This window comes from Streptomyces sp. NPDC051172, assembly GCF_040682555.1.
Lineage (GTDB): Bacteria > Actinomycetota > Actinomycetes > Streptomycetales > Streptomycetaceae > Streptomyces.
On the sequence record NZ_JBFBBE010000006.1, the window covers coordinates 38,031 to 61,417 of the forward strand.

The 23,387-nt window shown below is 70.4% G+C and carries 21 protein-coding genes and 1 pseudogene; 10 read left to right on the forward strand and 12 right to left on the reverse strand.

The window, feature by feature from the left end; genetic code table 11:
• The 4 genes and pseudogenes from AB0N07_RS05015 to AB0N07_RS05030 form a co-directional block, all read left to right on the forward strand.
• Window positions 1-207, forward strand: a pseudogene (locus AB0N07_RS05015) (hypothetical protein); the annotation flags it as partial.
• Entirely contained in the window at window positions 204-950 is a 747-nt protein-coding gene (gene recO / locus AB0N07_RS05020) for a DNA repair protein RecO (protein WP_365832155.1), read from the forward strand. The pseudogene AB0N07_RS05015 and the gene recO, both read left to right, overlap by 4 nt.
• Window positions 951-973: 23 nt before the next feature.
• A complete protein-coding gene (locus tag AB0N07_RS05025; protein WP_365832157.1) occupies window positions 974-1,825 on the forward strand; it encodes an isoprenyl transferase in 852 nt (283 codons plus the stop codon).
• Between the two features lie 45 nt (window positions 1,826-1,870).
• Window positions 1,871-2,404, forward strand: coding sequence for a YcxB family protein (locus AB0N07_RS05030; RefSeq protein ID WP_365832159.1), 534 nt, complete (start codon window positions 1,871-1,873; stop codon window positions 2,402-2,404).
• Window positions 2,405-2,408: 4 nt separating this feature from the next.
• Here the strand turns inward: AB0N07_RS05030 and AB0N07_RS05035 are convergent, their stop codons facing one another.
• From AB0N07_RS05035 to AB0N07_RS05050, 4 genes are all read right to left on the reverse strand, one after another.
• Entirely contained in the window at window positions 2,409-2,828 is a 420-nt protein-coding gene (locus tag AB0N07_RS05035; protein WP_365832161.1) for a transcriptional repressor, read from the reverse strand.
• Window positions 2,829-2,889: 61 nt separating this feature from the next.
• The gene (locus tag AB0N07_RS05040) at window positions 2,890-3,792 is read right to left on the reverse strand and encodes a metal ABC transporter permease (protein ID WP_365832163.1); all 903 of its coding nucleotides are present in this window, start codon (window positions 3,790-3,792) and stop codon (window positions 2,890-2,892) included.
• Window positions 3,793-3,802: 10 nt separating this feature from the next.
• Window positions 3,803-4,597, reverse strand: coding sequence for a metal ABC transporter ATP-binding protein (locus tag AB0N07_RS05045; RefSeq protein WP_365832165.1), 795 nt, complete (start codon window positions 4,595-4,597; stop codon window positions 3,803-3,805).
• A complete protein-coding gene (locus AB0N07_RS05050; protein ID WP_365832169.1) occupies window positions 4,594-5,553 on the reverse strand; it encodes a metal ABC transporter substrate-binding protein in 960 nt (319 codons plus the stop codon). The genes AB0N07_RS05045 and AB0N07_RS05050 overlap by 4 nt, the downstream gene beginning before the upstream one ends.
• Before the next feature lie 162 nt (window positions 5,554-5,715).
• Here AB0N07_RS05050 and AB0N07_RS05055 point away from each other — a divergent pair, with 162 nt between their 5' ends.
• A complete protein-coding gene (locus AB0N07_RS05055; protein ID WP_266954994.1) occupies window positions 5,716-7,098 on the forward strand; it encodes a glycine--tRNA ligase in 1,383 nt (460 codons plus the stop codon).
• Between the two features lie 167 nt (window positions 7,099-7,265).
• On the forward strand, window positions 7,266-7,877 hold the full coding sequence (locus AB0N07_RS05060; RefSeq protein ID WP_365832171.1) for a LysE family translocator: 612 nt from the start codon (window positions 7,266-7,268) through the stop codon (window positions 7,875-7,877).
• Window positions 7,878-7,917: 40 nt separating this feature from the next.
• Here AB0N07_RS05060 and AB0N07_RS05065 read toward each other — a convergent pair whose 3' ends face one another.
• Complete coding sequence (locus AB0N07_RS05065) at window positions 7,918-8,964, reverse strand: chitinase (RefSeq protein ID WP_365832173.1); 1,047 nt, start codon at window positions 8,962-8,964, stop codon at window positions 7,918-7,920.
• 155 nt (window positions 8,965-9,119) lie between these two features.
• On the opposite strand from AB0N07_RS05065, the gene AB0N07_RS05070 reads away from it, so the two are divergent.
• Both AB0N07_RS05070 and AB0N07_RS05075 read left to right on the forward strand, forming a co-directional pair.
• Window positions 9,120-10,142, forward strand: coding sequence for an aldo/keto reductase (locus AB0N07_RS05070; protein WP_365832175.1), 1,023 nt, complete (start codon window positions 9,120-9,122; stop codon window positions 10,140-10,142).
• Between the two features lie 25 nt (window positions 10,143-10,167).
• The gene (locus tag AB0N07_RS05075; protein ID WP_365832177.1) at window positions 10,168-10,758 is read left to right on the forward strand and encodes a TetR family transcriptional regulator; all 591 of its coding nucleotides are present in this window, start codon (window positions 10,168-10,170) and stop codon (window positions 10,756-10,758) included.
• A 131-nt stretch (window positions 10,759-10,889) separates the two neighbouring features.
• On the opposite strand, the gene AB0N07_RS05080 is transcribed toward AB0N07_RS05075, so the two are convergent.
• The 3 genes from AB0N07_RS05080 to AB0N07_RS05090 form a co-directional block, all read right to left on the reverse strand.
• Window positions 10,890-12,038 (reverse strand): serine hydrolase domain-containing protein, encoded by a 1,149-nt coding sequence (locus AB0N07_RS05080; RefSeq protein WP_365832179.1) that lies wholly within the window; start codon window positions 12,036-12,038, stop codon window positions 10,890-10,892.
• A gap of 85 nt (window positions 12,039-12,123) precedes the next feature.
• Window positions 12,124-12,339, reverse strand: coding sequence for a hypothetical protein (locus AB0N07_RS05085; RefSeq protein ID WP_365832181.1), 216 nt, complete (start codon window positions 12,337-12,339; stop codon window positions 12,124-12,126).
• A gap of 109 nt (window positions 12,340-12,448) precedes the next feature.
• Entirely contained in the window at window positions 12,449-13,876 is a 1,428-nt protein-coding gene (locus AB0N07_RS05090; RefSeq protein WP_365832183.1) for an MFS transporter, read from the reverse strand.
• Between the two features lie 110 nt (window positions 13,877-13,986).
• Between AB0N07_RS05090 and AB0N07_RS05095 the strand changes: the two genes are divergently transcribed.
• The gene (locus AB0N07_RS05095) at window positions 13,987-14,901 is read left to right on the forward strand and encodes a helix-turn-helix transcriptional regulator (RefSeq protein ID WP_365832362.1); all 915 of its coding nucleotides are present in this window, start codon (window positions 13,987-13,989) and stop codon (window positions 14,899-14,901) included.
• A 110-nt stretch (window positions 14,902-15,011) separates the two neighbouring features.
• Here AB0N07_RS05095 and AB0N07_RS05100 read toward each other — a convergent pair whose 3' ends face one another.
• Window positions 15,012-16,457: an MFS transporter gene (locus AB0N07_RS05100; RefSeq protein ID WP_365832185.1), complete on the reverse strand. Its 1,446-nt coding sequence runs from the start codon at window positions 16,455-16,457 to the stop codon at window positions 15,012-15,014.
• A 121-nt stretch (window positions 16,458-16,578) separates the two neighbouring features.
• On the opposite strand from AB0N07_RS05100, the gene dusB reads away from it, so the two are divergent.
• Window positions 16,579-17,745: a tRNA dihydrouridine synthase DusB gene (dusB, locus tag AB0N07_RS05105; RefSeq protein WP_365832187.1), complete on the forward strand. Its 1,167-nt coding sequence runs from the start codon at window positions 16,579-16,581 to the stop codon at window positions 17,743-17,745.
• A 20-nt stretch (window positions 17,746-17,765) separates the two neighbouring features.
• Here dusB and AB0N07_RS05110 read toward each other — a convergent pair whose 3' ends face one another.
• The 3 genes from AB0N07_RS05110 to AB0N07_RS05120 all read right to left on the reverse strand — a co-directional run bounded on the left by AB0N07_RS05110 (window position 17,766) and on the right by AB0N07_RS05120 (window position 23,316).
• Window positions 17,766-19,430 carry a CDP-alcohol phosphatidyltransferase gene (locus AB0N07_RS05110; protein WP_365832364.1) on the reverse strand — a complete coding sequence of 555 codons (1,665 nt, stop codon included), beginning with the start codon at window positions 19,428-19,430 and terminating at the stop codon, window positions 17,766-17,768.
• Between the two features lie 422 nt (window positions 19,431-19,852).
• Window positions 19,853-21,790: a glycogen debranching N-terminal domain-containing protein gene (locus AB0N07_RS05115; RefSeq protein ID WP_365832189.1), complete on the reverse strand. Its 1,938-nt coding sequence runs from the start codon at window positions 21,788-21,790 to the stop codon at window positions 19,853-19,855.
• A complete protein-coding gene (locus AB0N07_RS05120) occupies window positions 21,787-23,316 on the reverse strand; it encodes a trehalase family glycosidase (RefSeq protein WP_365832191.1) in 1,530 nt (509 codons plus the stop codon). The genes AB0N07_RS05115 and AB0N07_RS05120 overlap by 4 nt, the downstream gene beginning before the upstream one ends.
• Between the last annotated feature and the right edge of the window lie 71 nt (window positions 23,317-23,387).

Consider the following 23,387-nt stretch of genomic DNA (forward strand, 5'->3'; position numbering starts at 1 on the left):
GCCGCTGCGCGGCGGGCCGTACCCCCAGCCGGACACCCGCGGCGGTGCGCGATGAGTCTCTTTCGGGATGACGGCATCGTGCTGCGCACCCAGAAGCCGGGTGAGGCGGACCGGATCATGCTGCGTTGCTGCGGGGAGCACGGCGCCCGACTGCCGCTGCGCGGCGGGCCGTACCCCCAGCCGGACACCCGCGGCGGTGCGCGATGAGTCTCTTTCGGGATGACGGCATCGTGCTGCGCACCCAGAAGCTGGGTGAGGCGGACCGCATCATCACCCTGCTCACCCGGGGTCATGGCCGCGTGCGGGCCGTGGCGCGCGGGGTCCGGCGCACCAAGTCCAAGTTCGGTGCCCGGCTCGAACCCTTCTCCCACGTCGACGTGCAGTTCTTCGCCCGCGGGAGTGAGCTGGTGGGCCGCGGCCTTCCCCTCTGCACGCAGAGCGAGACCATCGCGCCGTACGGCGGCGGGATCGTCACCGACTACGCCCGCTACACCGCGGGGACCGCCATGCTGGAGACCGCCGAGCGGTTCACCGACCACGAGGGCGAGCCGGCGGTGCAGCAGTACCTGCTGCTGGTGGGCGCCCTGCGCACCCTCGCCCGCGGCGAGCACGCCCCGCACCTCGTCCTCGACGCCTTCCTCCTGCGCTCCCTCGCAGTCAACGGCTACGCCCCCACGTTCAGCGACTGCGCGAAGTGCGGAATGCCCGGGCCGAACCGGTTCTTCTCGGTGGCCTCCGGCGGAGCCGTCTGCGTCGACTGCCGGGTGCCCGGCAGCGTCGTACCCTCGCCCCAGACCCTGGAACTGCTGGGCGCACTGCTTACGGGAGACTGGGAGACCGCGGACGCGAGCGAGCCGCGGTATGTCAGGGAGGGGAGCGGGCTGGTGTCCGCGTATCTGCACTGGCATCTGGAACGCGGGCTGCGCTCGCTGCGTTACGTAGAGAAGTAAGCCGAAGAGGAGACGAGAAGCACATGGTCGTACGCGGGATCCTGGGACGCCAGCGCCGCGAGTACAGGGCACCGGAGCCGCACCCGTCCGGCGCCCGCGCGCCGAAGCTGCCGGGCGAGCTGGTCCCGAACCATGTGGCGATCGTCATGGACGGGAACGGCCGGTGGGCGAAGGAGCGCGGGCTGCCGCGCACCGAGGGCCACAAGGTGGGCGCCGAGCGCGTCCTGGACGTGCTGCAGGGCGCCGTGGAGATGGGCGTCGGCAACATCTCCCTGTACGCCTTCTCCACCGAGAACTGGAAGCGCTCGCCCGAAGAGGTCCGCTTCCTCATGAACTTCAACCGGGACTTCATCCGCAAGACCCGCGACCAGCTCGACGCACTCGGTATCCGGGTGCGCTGGGTGGGCCGGATGCCCAAGCTGTGGAAGTCCGTCGCCAAGGAGCTCCAGATCGCGCAGGAGCAGACCAAGGACAACGACAGGCTCACGCTGTACTTCTGCATGAACTACGGCGGACGGGCCGAGATCGCGGACGCCGCGAAGGCGCTCGCCGAGGACGTGAAGGCGGGGCGCCTCGACCCCTCCAAGGTCACCGAGAAGACCCTCGCCAAGTACCTCTACTACCCGGACATGCCGGACGTGGACCTGTTCCTGCGGCCGAGCGGCGAGCAGCGCACCTCGAACTACCTGCTCTGGCAGAGCGCATACGCCGAGATGGTCTTCCAGGACGTGCTGTGGCCGGACTTCGACCGCCGCGACCTGTGGCGGGCCTGCGTCGAGTTCGCCTCCCGCGACCGCCGCTTCGGCGGCGCCGTCCCGAACGAGGAACTCCTCGCCATGGAGCGGGACATGCGGGGCGGCCCGGCCACCTCGTAGAGCTGTTCATCGCCTGGCCGAAAAGCACCTGTACGATCCCGCCTCATGGTCATGGACATGGGGCGGGACGCCGATCAGGGCGTGGTCGAGCTGGTGTATCAGCCGGTCGCGGGGGATTTCTCGGGGGCGCTGCGGGAACGCAGGCGGTTCAACCGGGCGGGGAAGATCCAGCGGTGGACGGTCGGCTTCATCGCCGTGGCCTGGGTCGTCGAGATCGCGGCTGCGCTCACCGGGGGACACGTCGACTGGTTCCCGCTGATCTGGATGCCGCTGTTCGCGGGAATCCTGCTGCTCACGCCGCAGTTGACGGCCCGCACGGTCGTCAAGATCGCCGCTCGCAACGGCACCTACCGCGCGACGGTGACGGACGCCGGGCTGACGATGACGACCGACAACAGCACGACGTCGGTCAACTGGGCCGCGCAGCCCCGCTACCGGGAGACCAAGGACGCGTTCTACACCTACAGCGACGACAAGAACGCCAGCTGCTTCACGGTCCTGCCCAAGCGCGGCCTGCAGAGCCCCGCGGACGCGGACCGGCTGCGGGAGATCCTCGACCGCAACCTGGCCCGCGTCTGAGGGCTCAGTTCTTCTGCGTGGCCGCGCACTCCGCGCAGGTGCCGAAGATCTCCACCGTGTGCGCCACGTTGACGTACCCGTGCTCCGCCGCGATCGCCTCCGCCCACTTCTCCACCGCCGGCCCCTCCACCTCCACCGCCCTGCCGCACACGCGGCAGACCAGGTGGTGGTGGTGTTCACCGGTGGAGCAGCGGCGGTAGACGGACTCGCCGTCGGAGGTGCGCAGGACGTCGACCTCGCCGGCGTCGGCGAGGTTCTGCAGGGTGCGGTAGACCGTGGTCAGGCCGACCGAGTCGCCCTTGTGCTTGAGCATGTCGTGGAGTTCCTGCGCGCTGCGGAACTCGTCGACCTCGTCGAGCGCCGCCGCCACAGCGGCACGCTGCCGGGTGGCGCGGCCCTTCACGGGCGGTCCAGCGGTCGTCACCGGTTGCCTCCTCCTACGTCTGCGCTTGCCGGGCCATTGTGCCAGCCCGGCCCGTGCGCAGTCAGACGCCGACCTTCCCCTCGGGGGCCCGCGCGGCCGGAATCGCACACTCCGCCGGGTCGCCGGCGGGCTGTCCGGCCGCTGCGGCACGGGCGCGGCGACGGGCCAGCGGGGCCGCCAGCGCGGTCAGCGCCATGAAGGCCGCGATGGTCAGCAGCACGATCGTCGCGCCGGGTGGCACGTCCTGGTAGTACGACGTGATCGTGCCGCCGATGGTCACGGAGACCCCGATCGCCACCGCGATCGCGAAGGTCGCCGCAAAGCTGCGGCTCAACTGCTGTGCCGCCGCCACCGGCACCACCATCAGGGCGCTCACCAGCAGCAGGCCCACCACCCGCATCGCGACCGTCACCGTCACCGCCGCCGTGACGGCGGTGAGGAGGTTCAGGGCGCGCACCGGAAGGCCCGTGACCCGCGCGAACTCCTCGTCCTGGCTGACCGCGAAGAGCTGCCGGCGCAGACCGAGGGTGACCAGCACCACGAAGCCCGCGAGCAGGCAGATCGCCGTCACGTCGGACTGCGAGACGGTCGACAGCGAGCCGAAGAGGTACGAGGTCAGGTTGGCGTTGGAGCCGCCCGGCGCGAGGTTGATGAACATCACGCCGCCGGCCATACCGCCGTAGAAGAGCATCGCGAGGGCGATGTCGCCGCGGGTGCGGCCGTACCAGCGGATCAGCTCCATCAGGACCGCGCCGAGCACGGAGGTGAGGGTCGCCATCCAGACCGGGGACGCGGAGAGCAGGAAGCCGAGGCCGACGCCGGTCATCGCCACATGGCCGATGCCGTCGCCCATCAGGGCCTGGCGGCGCTGCACGAGATAGATGCCGATCGCCGGGGCGGTGATGCCGACGAGGACGGCGGCGAGCAGGGCCCGCTGCATGAAGGCGAAGTCGAGAAGGTCCATTACCGATCCATCAGCTCAGCAGGCCGGTGCGCACGGGCGTGTGCTCGTGGGGGTGTACGTGGTCGTGGCCGGGCAGCGCGTGCTGGCCGACGGCCCGCGGGGGCGGCCCGTCGTGCAGGACGCAGCCGTCGCGGAGCACCACCGCGCGGTCGATGAGGGGCTCCAGCGGCCCGAGTTCGTGCAGCACGAGCAGCACCGTCGTACCGGCCGCGACCTGCTCCCGCAGCGTCTGCGCGAGCACCTCCTGGCTGGCCAGGTCCACGCCCGCCATCGGCTCGTCCATGATCAGCAGTTCGGGTTCGGCGGCGAGCGCGCGGGCGATCAGCACGCGCTGGTGCTGGCCGCCGGAGAGGGCGTTCACCGAGTCCTTCGCCCGGTCGGCCATGCCGACCAGCTCCAGAGCCCGGCGGACGGCCGCGTGGTCCGCCTTGCGCAGTACGCCGAAGCGGGCCCGGGAGAGCCGGCCCGACGACACGATCTCGGTGACGGTGGCCGGGACTCCGCCCGCGGCGGTCGTGCGCTGCGGCACGTACCCCACCCGCGCCCAGTCCCGGAACCGCTTGCGCTCCGTGCCGAACAGCTCGACCTCGCCGGCGCTCACCGGCACCTGGCCGATGATCGTGCGGATCGCGGTCGACTTGCCGGAGCCGTTGGCGCCGAGCAGCGCGACGACCTCACCGCGTGCCACGGTGAGGTCGATCCCGCGCAGGACGGGGCGCGAGCCCAGGTCGGCGCGGACCCCGCGCATCGCTATGACGGGCTCGTCCGGTGCGCCCACGCCCATGTCGTCCTTCGTAAACGTCATTTGGATCCCAGGGCCGTCTGCAGCGCCTTGAGGTTGGCCTCCTGGACCGAGAAGTAGTCCTTGCCGCGGGACTTCGACGTGATGCCCTCGATCGGGTCGAGGACGTCCGTCTTCAGTCCGGCGTCGGCGGCGATGGTCTTCGCGGTCTTGTCGCTGACGAGCGTCTCGTAGAACACGGTCGTGACGCCGTCGGCCTTCGCCATCTTCTCAAGGTCCTTCACCCGGGCCGCGCTCGGCTCGGACTCGGGGTCGAGGCCGTTGATGGCCTCCTCGGTCAGGCCGTAGCGCTCGGCGAGGTAGCCGAAGGCGGCGTGCGTGGTGATGAACACCTTGGTCCTGGAGCCCGAAAGCCCGTCCTTGAACCGGGTGTTGAGCGCTTCGAGCCTCTTGACCAGGGCCGCGGTGTTCTTCTTGTAGTCGGCAGCGTGGCCCGGGTCCGCCTTCTCGAAGGCGGCGCCGACCCCCTTGGCGACCTGGGCGTACCTCACCGGGTCGAGCCAGATGTGGGGGTCGAGGCCGGCCAGCTCGCCGTTCTTGGAGCTGTCGTGGGAGGCCGCGTGGCCGCCGACCTCGTTGCCGTGCTTCTCCAGCGAGGTGAGGGCGCCGGCGTCGATCTTCGTCTTGACCTCGGACTGGGCCACCGCGTCGTCGACGGCGGGCTGGAGGTTCTTCAGGTAGAGCACCGCGTCGGACTCCTGGAGCTGCGCGGTCTGCCGGGCGCTGATCTCCAGGTCGTGCGGCTCCTGCCCGGGCTGGGTCAGGTTGGTGACGTGCACATGGTTCCCGCCGATCTGCTCCGCGAGGAACTCCAGCGGGTAGAACGACGCGACGACGTCGAACCTGCCCGTGTTGCCCGCGGCTGCGCTCTCACTGGAGCAGGCGGAGAGGGTGGTCAGGCCGAGGGCCGTGACCGCGGCCGTGGCCGCGGTGGATATGAGGCGTCGTCGTACGTTCATGACAGTCATTTTCAACAAAGATGGAAACCGTTGTCAACAAACATCTGAGGGGGAACCGATTTGATTGAGGGGGAGCCCCCGCCGGTACCCTGAAGCATTCGCTCTGAAGCACTGCTCCCAAGAGATTGCTTCGTCGCCCGTCGTCGTAATGAAGAGAGCACCGTGGCCGCCGACAAGATCGACACCATCGTCAGCCTGAGCAAGCGCCGTGGCTTTGTATTCCCGTGCAGCGAGATCTACGGCGGCCAGCGCGCCGCCTGGGACTACGGACCGCTGGGTGTCGAGCTCAAGGAGAACCTGAAGCGCCAGTGGTGGCGCTACATGGTGACGTCGCGCGAGGACGTGGTCGGTATCGACTCGTCCGTGATCCTGGCACCCGAGGTCTGGGTCGCCTCCGGCCACGTCGCCACCTTCACGGACCCGCTCACCGAGTGCACCTCCTGCCACAAGCGGTTCCGCGCCGACCACCTGGAGGAGGCCTACGAGGCGAAGAAGGGCCACCTCCCGGAGAACGGCCTGGCCGACATCAACTGCCCGAACTGCGGCAACAAGGGCCAGTTCACCGAGCCCAAGCAGTTCTCGGGTCTGCTGTCGACGCACCTCGGCCCGACGCAGGACTCCGGCTCCATCGCCTACCTGCGCCCCGAGACCGCCCAGGGCATCTTCACCAACTTCGCCCAGGTGCAGACCACCTCGCGCAAGAAGCCCCCGTTCGGCATCGCGCAGATGGGCAAGTCCTTCCGCAACGAGATCACGCCCGGCAACTTCATCTTCCGCACCCGCGAGTTCGAGCAGATGGAGATGGAGTTCTTCGTCAAGCCGGGCGAGGACGAGAAGTGGCAGGAGTACTGGATGGAGCAGCGCTGGAACTGGTACACGGGCCTTGGTCTCCGTGAGGAGAACATGCGCTGGTACGAGCACCCGGCGGAGAAGCTCTCCCACTACTCCAAGCGCACCGCCGACATCGAGTACCGCTTCCAGTTCGGCGGCAACGAGTGGGGCGAGCTGGAGGGCGTCGCCAACCGCACCGACTACGACCTCTCCTCGCACTCCAAGGCCTCCGGCCAGGACCTCTTCTACTTCGACCAGGAGGCCGGCGAGCGCTGGACCCCGTACGTCATCGAGCCGGCGGCCGGTGTCGGCCGGGCGATGCTCGCCTTCCTGCTCGACGCCTACGTCGAGGACGAGGCGCCCAACGCCAAGGGCAAGATGGAGAAGCGCACGGTGCTGCGCCTGGACCACCGTCTGGCGCCGGTGAAGGTCGCGGTGCTGCCGCTGTCCCGCAACCCCGAGCTGTCCCCGAAGGCCAAGGGCCTCGCCCAGGCGCTGCGCCAGAACTGGAACATCGAGTTCGACGACGCGGGCGCCATCGGCCGCCGCTACCGTCGCCAGGACGAGATCGGTACGCCGTACTGTGTGACGGTCGACTTCGACACACTGGACGACAATGCTGTGACGGTGCGTGAGCGTGACTCCATGAAGCAGGAGCGGGTGTCTCTCGACCAGATCGAGGGTTACCTGGCCGGGCGTCTGGTCGGCGCCTAGGCCCCTGGGGGCTCCGCCCCCAGACCCCCGATCGGCCCTGAAGGGGCCTCGTCCTCGAACGCCGGACGGGCTGAGAATGCCCGCCCGGCGTTTTTGTCGATCGGCCCTCGATGGCCGCGCGGCTTTGGCCCTGTAACCAGGGCCGCAGCGGCACCAGGGTGGCCCGCATGAGCCTTGCCTTCCTCCTCACCACCCTCGTCGTCGTCGCCACCCCCGGCACCGGTGTCGTCTACACCCTGGCCGCCGGGCTGTCGCACGGCCGTCGTGCGAGTGTCGTCGCGGCCTTCGCCTGCACGGTCGGGATCGTGCCGCATGTGCTGGCCACCGTCACCGGGCTCGCCGCGCTGCTCAACGCGAGCGCGGCCGCCTTCCAGGTCCTCAAGTACGCCGGTGTCGCCTACCTCCTCTACATGGCGTGGGCGACGGTGCGGGACAAGGACGCGATCGCCGTGGACGAGGGGGCCGCCCCGAGTTCGGCGGGCCGTGTGATCGTCCGCGGTGTGCTCGTCAACCTCCTCAATCCCAAGCTGACGATCTTCTTCTTCGCGTTTCTGCCGCAGTTCGTGGATCCGGGTGCGCCGCATGCGCTGCCGCGGATGCTGTGGCTGAGCGGTGTGTTCATGCTGGCGACCTTCGTCGTCTTCGCCGCGTACGGGATCCTCGCCGCGTCGGTCCGCAGCCGTGTCACCTCGCGGCCGCGGGTGATGGCCTGGCTGCGGCGGGGGTTTGCGGGGGCGTTCGTGGCGCTGGGAGCCAAGTTGGCGCTGACTGTGCGGTAGTCCCTGCGCGGGGTGTGCCGCGATGCCGGGGCGCCTGGGCTCAACGGCCCTGCAGCGTCCTCACGTTGTCGCCGAACGTCCAGCTCTTCGAGCCGTCCCAGTTGATCGACCAGGTCATCAGGCCCTTGAGCGCGGTGCCGTAGTGCTTCCAGGCCTGGGAGACGAGGGAGGGTGACATGTAGCCGCCGCCGGCGCCCGGCTGGGCGGGGAGTCCGGGGGCCTGTTTGTCGTACGGCACCTTGATCGTGGTGCCCTGCACGACCAGACCCTTGTTGAGGCAGTCGGTCTGGGCGACGAGACCCGCCACCGTGCCGGCCTGGTACGAGTCGCCCGAGCAGCCGTACATGCTGCCGTTGTAGTACTGCATGTTCAGCCACCACAGGCGGCCGTTGTCGGCGTACTTCTTGATGATCGGCAGGTACGCGCCCCAGATGGACCCGTAGGTGATGCTGCCGCCGGTGACGTAGGCCGTCTCCGGGGCCATGGTGAGGCCGAAGTTCGACGGCATCTGCGCCAGGATCCCATCGATGATGCGGATCAAGTTGGCCTGGGAGGCGGAGAGTTGGGAGATGTTCCCGCTGCCCACCAGGCCCGTCTCGATGTCTATGTCGATGCCGTCGAAGTTGTACTTCTTCAGGATCGGGACGATCGTCGAGACGAACCTGTCGGCCACCGTGGACGAGCTGAGGTCGATGCCCGCCGCCGCTCCACCGATCGACAGCAGGATCGTCTCGCCGGACGCCTTCGCCGCGCACATCTCCGCGGGCGTCGCCACCTTCACACCCGAGTCCATGCCGTCCTCCCACAGGGCCGTTCCGTCGGAGCGGATCACCGGGAAGGCCGCGTTGATCACGTTGTAGCCGTGTACGGGGATGCGGGAGTCGGTGATCGGGGTCCAGCCGAAGGGCGGGTGGACGCCGTTCGCGGAGCCGTCCCAGTTCTCCCAGTAGCCCTGGAGAACCTTTCCCGCGGGCCTCGACCTCACCGCGCAGGTGTCGGCCGCCGAGGCGGTGGGGGCGGCGGGGAGCCGGGTGGCGGCGGCGGTGGCGAGCGCGGTGGCGAGCAGGGCCAGGGTGCGGCGGAGCATCGGGCCTCCCGGTGGGGGATCGGTGAGGTGTCGTAGGCATGACAGTGCTCTGGTCCAGACCTGTCGTCAATAGGTCTGGACCAGGTCGAAGGCTGCTTGGCAAAGTTGGAATGACAGATATTGAAATCTGTCAGCTGTCATGCAAAGGTGGGGGCATGACGATGCGAACCCGATCCCTCGGAACCACCGGCCCCCAGGTCTCCGCCCTCGGCCTCGGCTGCATGGGCATGTCCGGCATGTACGGCGAGGCGGACCGCGCCGAGTCCATCGCCACCATCCACGCGGCCCTGGAAGCCGGCGTGACCCTGCTCGACACCGGCGACTTCTACGGCATGGGCCACAACGAACTGCTGATCAGCGAGGCCCTGCGCACCGCCCCGCCCGCCCTGCGGGAGAACGCGCTGCTCAGCGTGAAGTTCGGCGCCCAGCGCGGCCCGGACGGCGAGTGGTACGGCTTCGACGGCAGCCCGGCCGCCGTGAAGACCTCCGCCGCGTACTCCCTCCAGCGCCTCGGCATCGACCACATCGACGTCTACCGCCCCGCCCGCCTCGACCGGAACGTGCCGATCGAGGAGACCGTCGGCGCCATCGCGGAACTGGTCGAGAAGGGGTACGTCCGCCACATCGGCCTCAGCGAGGTCGGCGCGGACACCATCCGCCGGGCCGCCGCCACCGCCCCGATCGCCGACCTGCAGATCGAGTACGCGCTCATCTCCCGCGGCCCCGAGCGGGAGATCCTGCCCACCCTGCGCGAACTGGGCATCGCGGTCACCGCGTACGGAGTGCTCTCCCGCGGACTGATCTCCGGCCACGTCTCGGCCGACCAGGGGTTCGCCGCGAACGACTTCCGCGCCCACTCGCCCCGCTTCCAGGGCGACAACCTCCAGCACAACCTCACGCTCGTCGAGTCCCTGCGCAAGATCGCCGAGCAGAAGGGCGTGTCCGTCGCGCAGATCGCCATCGCCTGGGTGCTGTCGCAGGGCCCGCGGCACAACACGGACATCGTGCCGCTGATCGGCGCCCGCACCCGCGAGCGGCTCGGGGAGGCCCTGGGTGCCCTGGACGTGACTCTGGACGCGGCCGACCTCGCCGCCATCGAGTCCGCCGTACCCGCGGACGCGGCGGCCGGTGAACGGTATGCCCCCGCTCAGATGGCCATGCTCGACAGCGAGCGCTGACCACCGTGCCGGGTACCGTCTAGCCATGCCTGCCACCAGCGAGACCCTGACCGCCGAGCGCATCCTCGAGGCGACCGAGGAGGTGCTGCGCCGCCACGGCCCGGCCAAGGCCACCGTGGTCGACGTGGCCCGCGCGCTCGGCGTCAGCCACGGCAGCGTCTACCGCCACTTCCGTACGAAGGCGGCGCTGCGGGAGGCGGTGACGAAACGGTGGCTGGACCGGGCGACCCAGGAACTGGCCGGCATCGCCGCGGACGCGGAGCGGGACCCGGAGGCGCGGGTGCGGGAATGGCTCGCGGCGCTGTTCGCGGCCAAGCGCCGCAAGGCGGGCGGGGACCCCGAGCTGTTCGCCACATACTCGGTCCTCGCCGGTGAGGCGGGGGAGCTGGTCAGCGGCCATGTCGCCGAGCTGACCGGCCAGCTGACCGCGATCGTGCGGGCGGGGGCCGAAGCGGGGGTCTTCGCTGTCGCGGACCCGGTGACCGCCGCGCGCGCCCTGTTTCAGGCCACCGGCCGCTTCCATGACCCCGGTTATGCCAAGGAGTGGGAACGGCCCGGGGCGGAGGGGGAGTTCGAGGCGGTGGTGGATCTGTTGGTGCGGGGGCTGCGGCGCTGAGCGCCGCCCTCTTCGGTAGATGTGCCGTGGCGGGGCGTCGGTCGTCTGCGGGTTCGTTGTGGCTGGTCGCGCAGTTCCCCGCGCCCCTTAAGGGGCGCTCCCGGACCGCAGCGAGCTTCAGCGAGGCCCCCTCAGCCGCCCGCCACGCACGCCCAGAAGTCCCGCATCACCGGGGTCGGGGTCGGGTTTGTCATGCCGGCCTGGGTCAGAAGGACGGTCACGGTTCCCGTCGGCGGGATGATGTGGGCCGTCGTGCCGGTGCCGCCGACCCAGCCGTAGCGGCCGGGGACGTTCCAGGGGTCTGCCGGGGTGACGTCGACCTGGCCGCCGTAGCCCCAGCCCTGGCCCTCCAGGAAGAGGGGGACGGCGTCCCGCTGTGCGACCGTGAGGTGGTTGGTGGTCATGCGGCTGACCGAGGTGGGGGAGAGGAGCCGGTGGCCGTCGGGGCTCGTGCCGGCGTTCAGGAGCAGACGGGCGAAGGCGAGCCAGTCGTCGGCCGTCGAGATGAGGCCCCCGCCGCCGGAGTGGAAGCGCGGGACGCGGCTCCAGCCGCCGTCCGGGGTGTCCGTCAGGCGGAGCGTGCCGTCCTCGGCCGGGGCGTAGGACGAGGTGAAGCGGTGCCGTTTCGACGGCGGGACCTCGAAAGCCGTGTCCGGCATGCCCAGCGGTTCGAAGATCCGTTCAGCGAGGAACTCGGGGAACGTACGGCCCGACGCCCGGGCGACCAGGATGCCCTGCAGATCGGACGAGGTGCCGTACAGCCAGGCCTCGCCCGGCTGGTGGAGCATCGGCACCTGGGCGAGGAGACGCAGCCAGGTGTCCTGGTCCGGCCAGCCCTGGAGGCTTCGGCCGTCCTTCTGCACCGTGAAGAGGGACTGCACCGCGGGGAGTGAGAAGTCGGCGGGGAAGCCCCAGCCGGTGCGGGAGCTGAGCAGGTCCTCGACGGTGATCGGGCGGGCCGCCGGGACCACGTCCTCGACGGCGGCGTCAGGGGTGCGGACCACGAGCGGCTTCGCCAGTTCCGGCAGCCACTCCTCCACCGGTGAGTCAAGGCCGAGCACCCCGTCCTCCACCAGCATCAGCACCGCCGCCGCCGTGATCGGCTTGGTGATGGAGGCGATACGGAAGAGGGAGTCCCGGGCCATCGGGGCGGTGCCTTCGGTGTCCACCGAGCCGACGGTCACCACCTCGACGTCGTCGCCGCGGGCCACCAGCGCTACGGCGCCGGGCACGGAGCCGTCGTCGACGTGCCGTTGCAGGGTGTCGTACAGAGTGCTCATCGGTCGGCCTTCCGGTGTGGGCGGTCGTCCTGAGTACGACTCCCGGGACGGCGGAAAGTCATCGGGCCGCTCGCTCCCGGGAGCCCTACGCGTCCGACGCCCCCGACGGATCCACCGTTGCCTGGTGCTCCTCCGCGAGATGCTCCTCCGCCTTCAGCCAGGGCAGGAACTGCGCACTCTTGCGCCAGCCGCATGTGTCACATCTGATCATGCGCTGCGCGCCCTTGCGCTGCACTCGGACGACGTGCTCGCGCCCGTGCTGGTCCCAGCGGCTCACCTTGCTCGTGTTGATCTCCAGCATGATGTCTCGCCTCCGGCACAGGAGTGTGCAGCAAGACCAACATCAACAGGGACTTCCGCACGGCGAGTTGACCAAGCCGTGGCCGATTCCACACAGGATCGCGCGGGCGTCAGCCGATGGTGCGCGGCAGGCGCAGGCTGAGCAGGCCGGTCAGGGCCACGCAGCCCAACTGGGTCAGGAGTGTGGTGACCAGGGCGTCCCGCATGCCGAGCCCCGGGACCAGGGACAGGAAGAGGGTGCCGAGGGCCGCCACCCCGAGGGCCAGGGAGGACTGCTGGGTCGTCATCATCACGCCGCTGCCGACACCGGCCCTCGCGGGTTCCACCTCGGACAGTACGACCCGGAAGAGGATGGGGAGTTGGAGCGCCTGACCGGCACCGGCGAGAGCCGCTCCGGGGAGCAGTTCGACGAGGCCGAGGTCCGGCCAGGACCGCCAGGCTGCCAGCGCCATCAGGCCCACGCCCGCCCCCTGGACCAGCGCACCGGCGGTCACCACCCGGGTGCCGTACCGCGCGACCAGCCGCGGCCCGGCGAGCGAGACGAAGAAGAAGACGACGGCCATCGGTGCCAGCGCCAGCCCCGCCGGGACCGGCCCGAGCCCCGCGCCCCGCTGCAGCGCCACCGCGACGACGAACATGAAGCCGCTGAAGCCGACGCCGAACGGCACGATCATCACCAGTCCGCGGCGAAGTGAGGTGAGCGCGAAGAGGCTGGGCGGGACCAGCGGCGTACGGCCCCGGCGGTCCGCCCGGCGCTCCACCGCGTAGAACGTGGCCGCGACGAACGGGAACGCCGCCAGCGACAGCCATGTCCACAGCGGCCAGCCCGCCGAACGGCCCTCGGTGAGCGGGGCCAGCAGCGCGAGCAGGGAGGCGGCGAGCAGGACGGTGCCGGGACCGTCGACCGGCTCCGGGTTCTGGGAGCGGGTCTCCGGGACGGCACGGGCCGCGAGGACCAGGCCTGCGATCACCACGGGCACGTTCACCAGGAACACCGAGCGCCAACCGGTGCCCGCGATGTCTGCCGCGACCAGGATCCCGCCGAGGATCTGCCCGGCCACCATGGACAGTCCGGCCGTGGCGCCGTACAGGCCCATGGCCTTCGCGCGTCGCTGTCCCGAGGTCGCCGCCTGGATGGTGGCGAGGACCTGCGGCAGCATCGCGGCGGACGCCGCGCCCTGCGCGACCCGCGCCGCGACCAGGGCCCAGGCGTTGGGCGCGAGTCCGCAGGCCAGCGAGGTCAGCCCGAAGGCCGCCACACCACCGAGGAAGAACCGCCGCCGCCCGAACAGATCCCCCAGCCGCCCGCCGAGGACGAGCAGGACGGCGTACGCGAGCCCGTACCCCGCGACGACGAGTTCGAGAACGGCCTCGCTCGCGTGCAGATCCCTGCCGATGGTCGGCAGGGCGACGTTGACGATGAAGAAGTCGATGAGCGGAAGTGCCGCTGCCAGCAGCACGGTGAAGAGTCCGAGGCCGCCGAGCGAGGGTGGCGCGGTCGGCGGTCGGACGGTGCGTGTAGCGATGGTTTCGGTCACGCTTCTGAGCGTGCTCCTCATCCCAGGCTGGTACCAGAGTCTCCTTATCCTGGTAGAAGAACCACCTGGAAACAGTGTCCGCAGGGGTGCAGGCTGGAGGCATGGCGACGATGACTCAGGTGACGACCCAGGAGACGGCGGCCCCGCGCTCGCACGGCACGGGAGCCGAGGTACGGCGCCATGAGCTGGCGGCCTTCCTGCGCAGTCGCCGCGAGCGCATCACCCCGGAGGAGGTGGGGCTCCCGCGCGGCCGCCGGCGCCGCACGCCCGGCCTGCGCCGTGAGGAGGTCGCCCAGCTCTCCGCGGTCGGTGTCACCTGGTACACCTGGCTCGAACAGGGCCGTGACATCCAGGTCTCCGTCCAGGTCCTCGACGCTCTCGCCCGCACCCTGATGCTCGACGCCACCGAGCGCGCCCACCTGTTCCAGCTGTCCGGCGCGGTGGACCCGACCCCGGCCCTGCTGTGCCCGTCGGTGACGCCCGCCCTGCGGGCCATGCTGGAGCAACTGGAGCCGTACCCCGCCAGCATCCAGAACAGCCGGTACGACATCCTCGCCCACAACCGCACCCTCGGCCTGCTGCTGTGCGACCTGGAGGCGGTACCGCCCGAGGACCGCAACTGCGTCCTGCTGTCCTACACGAACGAGGACTGGCGCAACTCGATCGTGCACCTGGAGGACACCCGTCGCCTGATGGCGGCCCGCCTCCGCGCCTCCATGGCCGGCCATCTCACCGAACCCGCCTGGAAGATGCTCCTCAAGCGCCTGCGCGAATACCCGGAGTTCTGCGAGGCCTGGGAGCGCCACGAGGTGGTGGTCGCCCACAGCAAGCGCAAGGAGTTCCTCAACCGCCTGGTGGGCCGAGTGGTCGTGGACCAGTCCGAACTGTGGCTGGGCCCGGAGCTGGGCTCGCGGATGGTGACGTATGTCCCGGCGGACGAGGAGTCGAGGGTGCGGCTGGAGAGGCTCCATGAGATGGCCCTCAGGAAGGGTGCTGCTCAACCGGCGTGGGTGGAGCGGCCTTGAAGGGGCGCGGGGCTGTGTCGATTTGCGGCTCCGCCGCGATGGGGGTCCCCCGCTCGAGCGAAGCCGAGAGTGGGGGAGCGATCAGCCCCCACAAACCCGCACCCGCCGAACTACGCACTGACCCCCGCGGCTTGGCGCACCTCCACCGAGTCAAGCTGCGCAGCAGTCCGCTCAGCACTCCGCCGAGCCCACCGCCCACTGCTCAGCGCCCCAAGACCGAGCACCGCGACCCCACACCCCGTGAGAATCCACCACCCTGGCACGGATGCCGAGACGAACACGTCCCTGTACGAGGACGAGCCGACCCCGGAGGCCAGCACCGCCCCCACCACCGCGACCCCCAGCGTCTGCCCGAGCTGCCGGCTGGTGGAGGCGACGGCGGCGGCCACGCCGGCCTGACTGCGCGGCATCCCGGAAACCGCCGTATTGGTGATCGGCGCGTTCACGAACCCGAACCCGATGCCGAACAACAGGTACGCGACGAACAACGTCACGTTCGACGTCTCGGCCTCGAACCCGGCGAACAGCACCGCACTCGCCGTGATCGCCACGCCGGCGACAAGCAGCGACAGCCGCGGCCCCCTGCTCCCCACCAGCCGCCCGGACAGCGGCGCGCACAGGAGCGTCGGCACCGCCATCGGCAGCATCCACAGCCCCGCGTGCAGGGCGTCGTAGCCGCGCACGTTCTGCAGATACAGCGTCGACAGGAACAGGAACCCGCCGAGCGCGGCGAACGCGCTGATCGCGATCACCGTCGCCCCGCTGAACGGCACCGACCGGAAGAACCGCAGGTCGATCAGCGGTTCGTCGCGACGGGGCTCGTACCAGAGCAGGCCCGCCAGTGCGGCCAGCGCGACCGCGACGAAGGGCAGCACGAAGGACGCGCCCGAGTTCGGGGCCTCGATGATCGCGTATGTCAGGGAGCCGAACAGGGCGATCACCAGGAGCTGGCCGACGGGGTCGGGGCGGCGGGCCTTGGGAGCGCGGGAGTCGGGGACGTAGCGGAGCGTGAGCAGCAGCGCCGCGAGTCCCACCGGCAGGTTGACCCAGAAGATCGAGCGCCAGCCGACCGACTCCACCAGCAGCCCACCGGCCAGCGGGCCCGCGGCCATGGAGATACCGACGACGCCTCCCCAGACGCCGATCGCACGGGCGCGCTCGGCCGGGTCCGTGAAGGTGTTGGTGATGATCGACATGGCGACCGGGTTGAGCATCGAGCCGCCGACCGCCTGGATCATGCGGAAGGCGATGAGCGAGTCGAGGTTCGGGGCGAGGGAGCACAGCAGCGAGCCGGCGGTGAAGATGATCAGGCCCGCCATGAAGACCCGCTTGCGGCCGATGCGGTCGGCCGTGGAGCCGGAGAGCATCAGCAGCGAGGCCAGGACCAGTGTGTACGCGTCGATGGTCCACTGCAGTCCGGCGGTGCTCGCGTGCAGCTCGCGCTGCATCGAGGGCAGGGCGACGTTCAGAGCGGTGACGTCGAGGCTCACGATCAGCAGGCTCATACAGCAGATCGCGAGGACCAGGAAGCGTCGGCGGTGGCTGAGCTCGGGCATGCGTGTCACTCGACGCTCACATCGATAGCGTGTCTAACTAATAGTGCTGCTAACTAATGGCTGTTACATGATCACTCTGACGGCTGCCATGTGCCCACTGTCGATGCGCGACAATGGGTCAATGCCCACGCCCGTGTCCCCGCTGCAGATCGGCCCGCACACCGTCGAGCCGCCCGTCGTCCTGGCCCCGATGGCCGGGATCACCAACGCACCCTTCCGCACCCTGTGCAGAGAGTTCAGCGGCGGCAAGGGCCTGTTCGTGAGCGAGATGATCACGACCCGGGCGCTGGTCGAGCGCAACGAGAAGACCATGCAGCTGATCCAGTTCGACGCGACGGAGAAGCCGCGCTCGATCCAGCTCTACGGCGTCGACCCGGCCACGGTCGGCAAGGCCGTCCGCATGATCGCGGAGGAGGACCTCGCCGACCACATCGACCTGAACTTCGGCTGCCCGGTCCCGAAGGTGACGCGCAAGGGCGGCGGCTCGGCCCTGCCCTACAAGCGCAACCTGCTGCGCGCCATCCTGCGCGAGGCGGTGTCCGGCGCGGGCGACCTCCCGGTCACCATGAAGATGCGCAAGGGCATCGACGACGACCACATCACCTTCCTCGACGCCGGCCGGATCGCCGTGGAGGAGGGCGTGACGGCCATCGCCCTGCACGGCCGCACCGCCGCCCAGCACTACGGCGGCACGGCGGACTGGGACGCGATCGCTCGCCTCAAGGAGCATGTGCCGGAGATCCCCGTCCTCGGCAACGGCGACATCTGGTCGGCCCGGGACGCGCTGCGGATGGTGCGGGAGACGGGCTGCGACGGGGTGGTCGTGGGCCGCGGCTGCCTGGGCCGGCCGTGGCTTTTCGCGGACCTGGTGGCGGCGTTCGAGGGCCGTACCGAAGCCCGTGCCGGAGGCACTGATGGATGCGGTGCGCGCCCGGTCCTCCGCGAGGTCGCCGACATCATGGTCCGCCATGCCACCCTCCTCGGCGAGTGGATCGGCGACGAGTCCAAGGGCGTCGTCGACTTCCGCAAACACGTCGCCTGGTATCTGAAGGGCTTCGCGGTCGGCAGCGAGATGCGCAAGCGCCTCGCGATCACTTCCTCCCTGGCCGAACTCCGGTCAGGGCTGGACGAGTTGGACCTCGACCAGCCCTGGCCCGCCGGCGCCGACGGCCCCCGAGGCCGCACGTCCGGCAACAACCGGGTGGTCCTGCCGGACGGCTGGCTGAAGGACCCGTACGACTGCGCGGGGATCGGCGAGGACGCGGAGCTGGACACCTCCGGCGGCTGAGCCCCGCCTGCTTCCTCGGTTCAGTTCTTCTTCGGGTGCGGGGTGGAGCCGTATGCCGTCAGGAACCTGTCGCGGAACGCGCTCATCTTCCAGACCGGGGCGTCGTGCGCCGGGCGCAGGCCGTCCGTCCAGCCCCAGCTGTCGATCTTGTCGAGGACCTTGGGGTCCTTGGCGACGATCGAGATCGGCACGTCACGGCTGGCGTGGTTGCCGCTGACGCGGGCGATGGGCTGGTGGTCGCCGAGGAAGACGAGAACGGTGTTGTCGTTGCCGTAGCGCTCCAGCCACTGGGTGAGGGCGGTCACCGAGTACTGGACCGACTTGCCGTACTCCGCCTGGGACTTGGGCGAGCTGGTGATGATGTCCGAGGGGTTCTTGCCCGCTGCATGGATGCCGTTGAAGATCGAGCCGTCACCGAGGTCGTTCCAGGGGACCATCCTGGGGATCGGGGCCCACGGCTGGTGACTGGACGTCAGGATGATCAGCGACATGAGGGGTTTGCTGCGCTTCTTGCTGTGCTCCAGGTTCTGGAACTGCTGGAGTGTGTACTGGTCCGGCATCGTCGACCAGCTGAACTTCGGGCCCTTGTAGCCCAGATGGGCGGAGTTGCGGTAGGAGTCGAGGCCGTAGAACTTCGACTCCGGCCAGCTCTGCTGGACGCCCGGCATGATGCCGACCGTGTCCCAGTCACCCGTCTTCTTGAACGCCTCGGTGAGGCTCATGTGGTCGCTCGCCATGAGGGTGCGGTACCGCTGCTGGTTGCTGATCCACAGGCCCGACATGGTGGTGGAGTGACCGAGCCAGCTGCTGCCGCCGTACGTCGCCGACGTCAGCCAGCCGCTCTTCGCGTGGAAGCCGGCCTTGGCGAGCGCCTGGGTGCGCGCGTCGAGCGTCGCGTCGACGCCGGGGGCCTCGACCGGGTCCTCGATCGCGCTGCGGCCGTAGCTCTCGATGAAGGTGAAGACCATGTCCTTGCCGCGCAGGTCCGGCACCAGCTGGCTGGGCGGTGTGTCGCCGAACGCGTCGACCCTGGCGATCTTCTGGAACGCCGCCTCGTCCCGCAGGGTGGCCCGCACCAGCCTCGCCTGGGACTTCACCCCGCCGGCCATGCGGTCGGAGGCGATCGGCACGCCCATGATCTGCAGGCTCAGCGCGGAGCACAGCACCCAGACGGTCGTGGCGACCAGCGTCGCCCTCGTCGCCACTTGCTTGTTCCGCGCCAGCAGATTGCTGAGCCGGACCATCGCGAGCGCCATGAGGGTCAGCGCGAGGAGAACGAGGACGACGGCACCGACGGCCGCCTCGATCGCCACCGCCCCGCCCATCGAGTCCTTGATGTACGACTGCGCGTCGGGAAGCAACGACCAGTCGAGGATGACGTTGAAGGGCCGGCCCAGGTACTCCCAGAACCCCATGTTCAGCAGGTTCACAATGGTCATCACCCCGAGGGCCGCCCCCGACAGCACCGCTACGACGAGCCGCGGCCGACGTGGCAGTGCGAGCGCCACGGCGGCGCCGATGATGGCTTCCACCGGTATGCGGATGAACCAGTTGGCGTGCAGGGCGCCGAGTGTGTCCGGCATGAGCAGGGCGCCGAGCACGAGGACGGCGGCCAGGGCGGTGATGGTCCACCCGGTGTTGCGTACGGCTATGGGGTGCGCGGTCCGCCAGTCGGCGAGACGCATATGAAGGGTGACGCGGCCGGGCGCCGTCTGCTGCGACGTTTCCGGCTCGGCCTCGGGTGATGTGCCCGCTGTGACGTTCTCGATGGTGTCCGGCTGCACCCGAGGGTCCTTCCGTGCGTGGCCCGTGACAAGGAGGCGGGCCACGCTGGGGAGGCAACGCGGATCGGTTTTCAGGACCCGCTTGGCCCGCCGCCCTTCCGTACGGGCTGCCTCGTCCGCCTGTTCAGGGGGACGAGGCAAACACCGGGCAAACGCCTGGTCAATGCCGCGGCCATGCCCTTTGAGGGGGCGGATCTGCTTCTACGAGGTGCGCGGATCTGTTTTTGAGGGGCGCGGGGCTGTGTCGGTTTGCGGCTCCGCCGCGTGGGCGCGGCAAGCCACAACGACCCCGCACCCGCCGCACAACCGACGGGACCGAGCTCTTACGCGCCCCCCACGGCAGTGAGCAGCGCGAGCGGCGCCGCCGCAGACCGAGACTCCCGCACGCAGGCATGCGGATAAGGAACGGGCTCGGCATGGGTGTCCCGCCCATACCCCGCGATGACCTCCGGCAGCCGATGCCCGGCCGCCGTCGCCGCATCCACCAGCCCATGCGCCACCGCCCGAGCCTCGTCATGCAGCCCGTACCGCGCCAGCCCCAACGCGATCAGCGCGTTGTCGTGCGGCCACACCGAACCCCGGTGGTACGACAGCGGGTGATACGCCGCCTGGCCCGCGGCCAGCGTCCGCACACCCCACCCGGAGAAGAAGTCGGGCTCCAGCAACCTCCGGCCCACCAGCTCCCCGTACTCCTTGTCCAGCAGTCCCGACCACAGCAGATGCCCGGCGTCCGAGGCGAGCGCGTCCACCTGGTTGCCCTCGCCGTCCAGAGCCAGCGCCGGGAAGGACCGGTCCGGCATCCAGAAGTCCCGCTGGAAACGGTCCCGCAGATCACCGGCCGCCTGTTCGAGCAGCGCCGCGTACACCTCGTCCTCCCAGACCGTGCGCGCGACCCAGGCCGTACGGCGCAGCGCGTCGTAGGCGTATCCCTGGGCCCCGGCCGCCATCACGGCCCCGCTCGCCCGGGTCCCGTCGGCGGAGCAGATCGCGCCGGGGGAGTCCTTCCAGTTCTGGTTGGCCAGGCCGCCCTGGTCGGCGCGGTAGACGAGGTAGCCACGGGAGGTGAGCCCGCCGTGATCCAGCATCCAGCCGATCGCCGCACGCGCGTGGGGCTCCAACCGGCGCGCGAGTGCCAGGTCCCCGGTCTGCTCGACGTACGCACCGAGCAGCACCAGGAACAGCGGGGTGGCGTCCACGGAGCCGTAGTAACGCCCGTACGGCACCTGTCCGAAGTGCGCCAGCTCCCCGTGCCGCACCTCGTGCACGATCTTGCCGGGCTGGGACACCGAGTTCAGGCCGGTCTCGGTCGCCTGGGTGGCGGCCAGGGCGGGCAGCGTGGCGGCGGCGAGCTGCGGGCGGTAGGGGAGGGCGAAGAGGGAGGTGAGCAGGGCGTCGCGGCCCAGCAGGGTCAGGAACCAGGGGGCGCCGGCCGCCGGTACGCGCAGTTCCTCGCCGTCCGGGCCGGTCGCGGTGACCTGCAGCGAGGCCAGGTCCGCGAGACCGCGTGCGCAGGCCGCCGCCAGCTCGGGCCAGCCGGTCGGGAAGGGCACGCCCTCCGCGAACTCGCCCTCCAGTGCGAGGAGTCGGGCGTTGGCGGCGGCGGGCGAGTCGGGGGTGCGGGGGCCCGGCACCGTTCCGTGCGGGCGGGCGGCCACGCGCAGCGCCAGTTCCGCGGTGCCGTGCGGCTGAAGTTCCAGTGTCCAGACCAGGCGCCGGGCGCCCGTGCCCGTCTCCTCGACGCCGTCCGGGGCGGGCTCGGCCGTCACCGTCGTACAGGAACGCCATTCACCGCGCTGGTAGCTGAACTCCACGCCGTCGTCGAGGATCTGGCGGGAGCGGGTGGCGCCGATCTTGGTGTAGGTGCGGTGGTCGGAGCGCAGCTCGAACTGGTCGGTGAAGTCGGCGTCCGCGGTGACCGCGAGGCGGATCGTGGTCGGCACCGGGCGGTTGCTGGTCACCCGCAGGGACTCGACGAACGCGCTGTCGCCGACGGCCTGTTCGCGGAAGATCGTGTACGCGGGCGGCTCCTGGCGCCCGCCGCGCGGGACCAGGACACAGCGTGCCGTGTCGCCGTCCGCGACCGGTGTCAGCGACTCCGGCACCGCGCCGTCGACCGTCAGCTGCCAGCGGCTGAGATGCCGGGCGTCGCGCACGAACAACCCGTCGGGCGAGCCCGACCCCCGCACGCCGCTGATGTCCCCGCCGTCGCCGACGGCCGCGAACGTCCCGCCGTGCACGAGCAGATGATGCCGGTCCGTCATGCCCGGTCGCCTCCCCTGACTCCCTCGTCGCTGCTGGCGAAGTCACTTCCGGCGCAGCCACTTCTGCCGAAGCCGCTGCTGCCGGGGTCGCTTCGGTCGGCATCCCTGCTGCCGACGTCACTTGTGTCGAACGTGCCGATGCCCGTGCCGGACACGCCGTGTCCGGGGCGCTCATGGAGCAGATCCAGCGCAAGCGCGGCGGTCCAGCCGAACCCCTTCGCGCCGCACGCCTCGCCGGTGAACGGGTCCACGTACTCGGCGAACCCGGAGGTGCCGGCGATGTCCAGGACGGCCTCCCGCAGCGCGTCGGCCCGCGACTGCTCGCCGTGTGTGCGCAGCCCGCGCTCCAGCAGCCAGCTGGTGTTGAACCAGGCCGGACCCCGCCAGTAGCGGTGCGGGTCGAAGGCCTCGCCGAGGAGGTCGTAGGAGGGGGCCAGACGGGTCGCGCCGCCGAGGCCGAAGTGCGGGCCGCAGGCCGTGCGGACGAGTACCGCGGCCGTCTCGCGCGGGAGCGTGGGCAGCAGGAGCGGTACGAGGCCCGAGACGCTCCGCTCCCGGATCAGCTGCCCGCCGCGCACGTCCCGGCAGAAGAACATCCCCTCCGCCGGGTCCCAGAGCCTCTCGAGCAGCGCGCTCGTCAGCCGCTCCGCGCGCGCGTGGCGGGCCGTGCCCGGCGCGCCCAGCTCGTGCGCGATCCGGGCCAGGGCGTGCTCGGAGGCGATGAGCAGGGCGTTGAAGGACGGGTCCTCGACCGCGAACTCGGCACCCCCGTCGGCGTAACCGCGATCCCGGTAGTCCGTCGCCAGCCGTACGTACCGCCCGTAGTCCAGATCCGTCGGCCGGTCCTCGGCGGCCCCGTGGTCGAGGTCGGCGCGGCGGAAGGAGCGGGCCGGGGCGGGCGTGATGCGGGCGAGGGGGGCGTCCCAGCAGGGGCTGTTGTCCATGCCCTGTTCCCAGGGGTGCACGACGGACGCCAGGCCGCCGCCGCCCAGGTCCCGCCGGTGCAGCAGATAGCGGTGCCAGGCGGCCAGCCGGGGATACATCCGGGTGAGGAAGCCGCGTGCACGGGACAGCCCCGGGTCGGCGCAGTGCACCAGCCAGGCCGCCAGCGCGTGCACCGGTGGCTGCACGATGCCGGAGGTCTGTACGGTGCGCGGGGCGCCCGCAGCGCGCCCCGCGGTCGAGGAGCGCCAGAAGTCGGGGCTCGGGAAGTACGCGTCGAGGGGTACGGAGGGGTTGAAGACGATGTGCGGGATGCGCCCGTCCTCCCACTGGGCGGCCAGCAGCGTCTCCAGCTCCGTCTGGGCCCGTAACGGCGACAGGTGCCTGAGGCCGATCGCGATGAAGGCCGAGTCCCAGGACCACTGGTGGGGATACAGGCTGCGCGAGGGGACCGTGGACGCTCCCGTCCAGTTGTCCGCCAGCACCCGGGCCGCCCTGACGTGCAGCGAACCCGGCGCGGCGGGTGGATCGTATGCAATGGGGTGCTGTGCGGCACGGCTGGTGAGTTGGGCAGTGCGATCCACTCGGGGCTCCCCGAAAGACGTGCGCTCGACCGGTTCGGTCGTGGCTACCGTAGAGTTACGTCTATTTAACA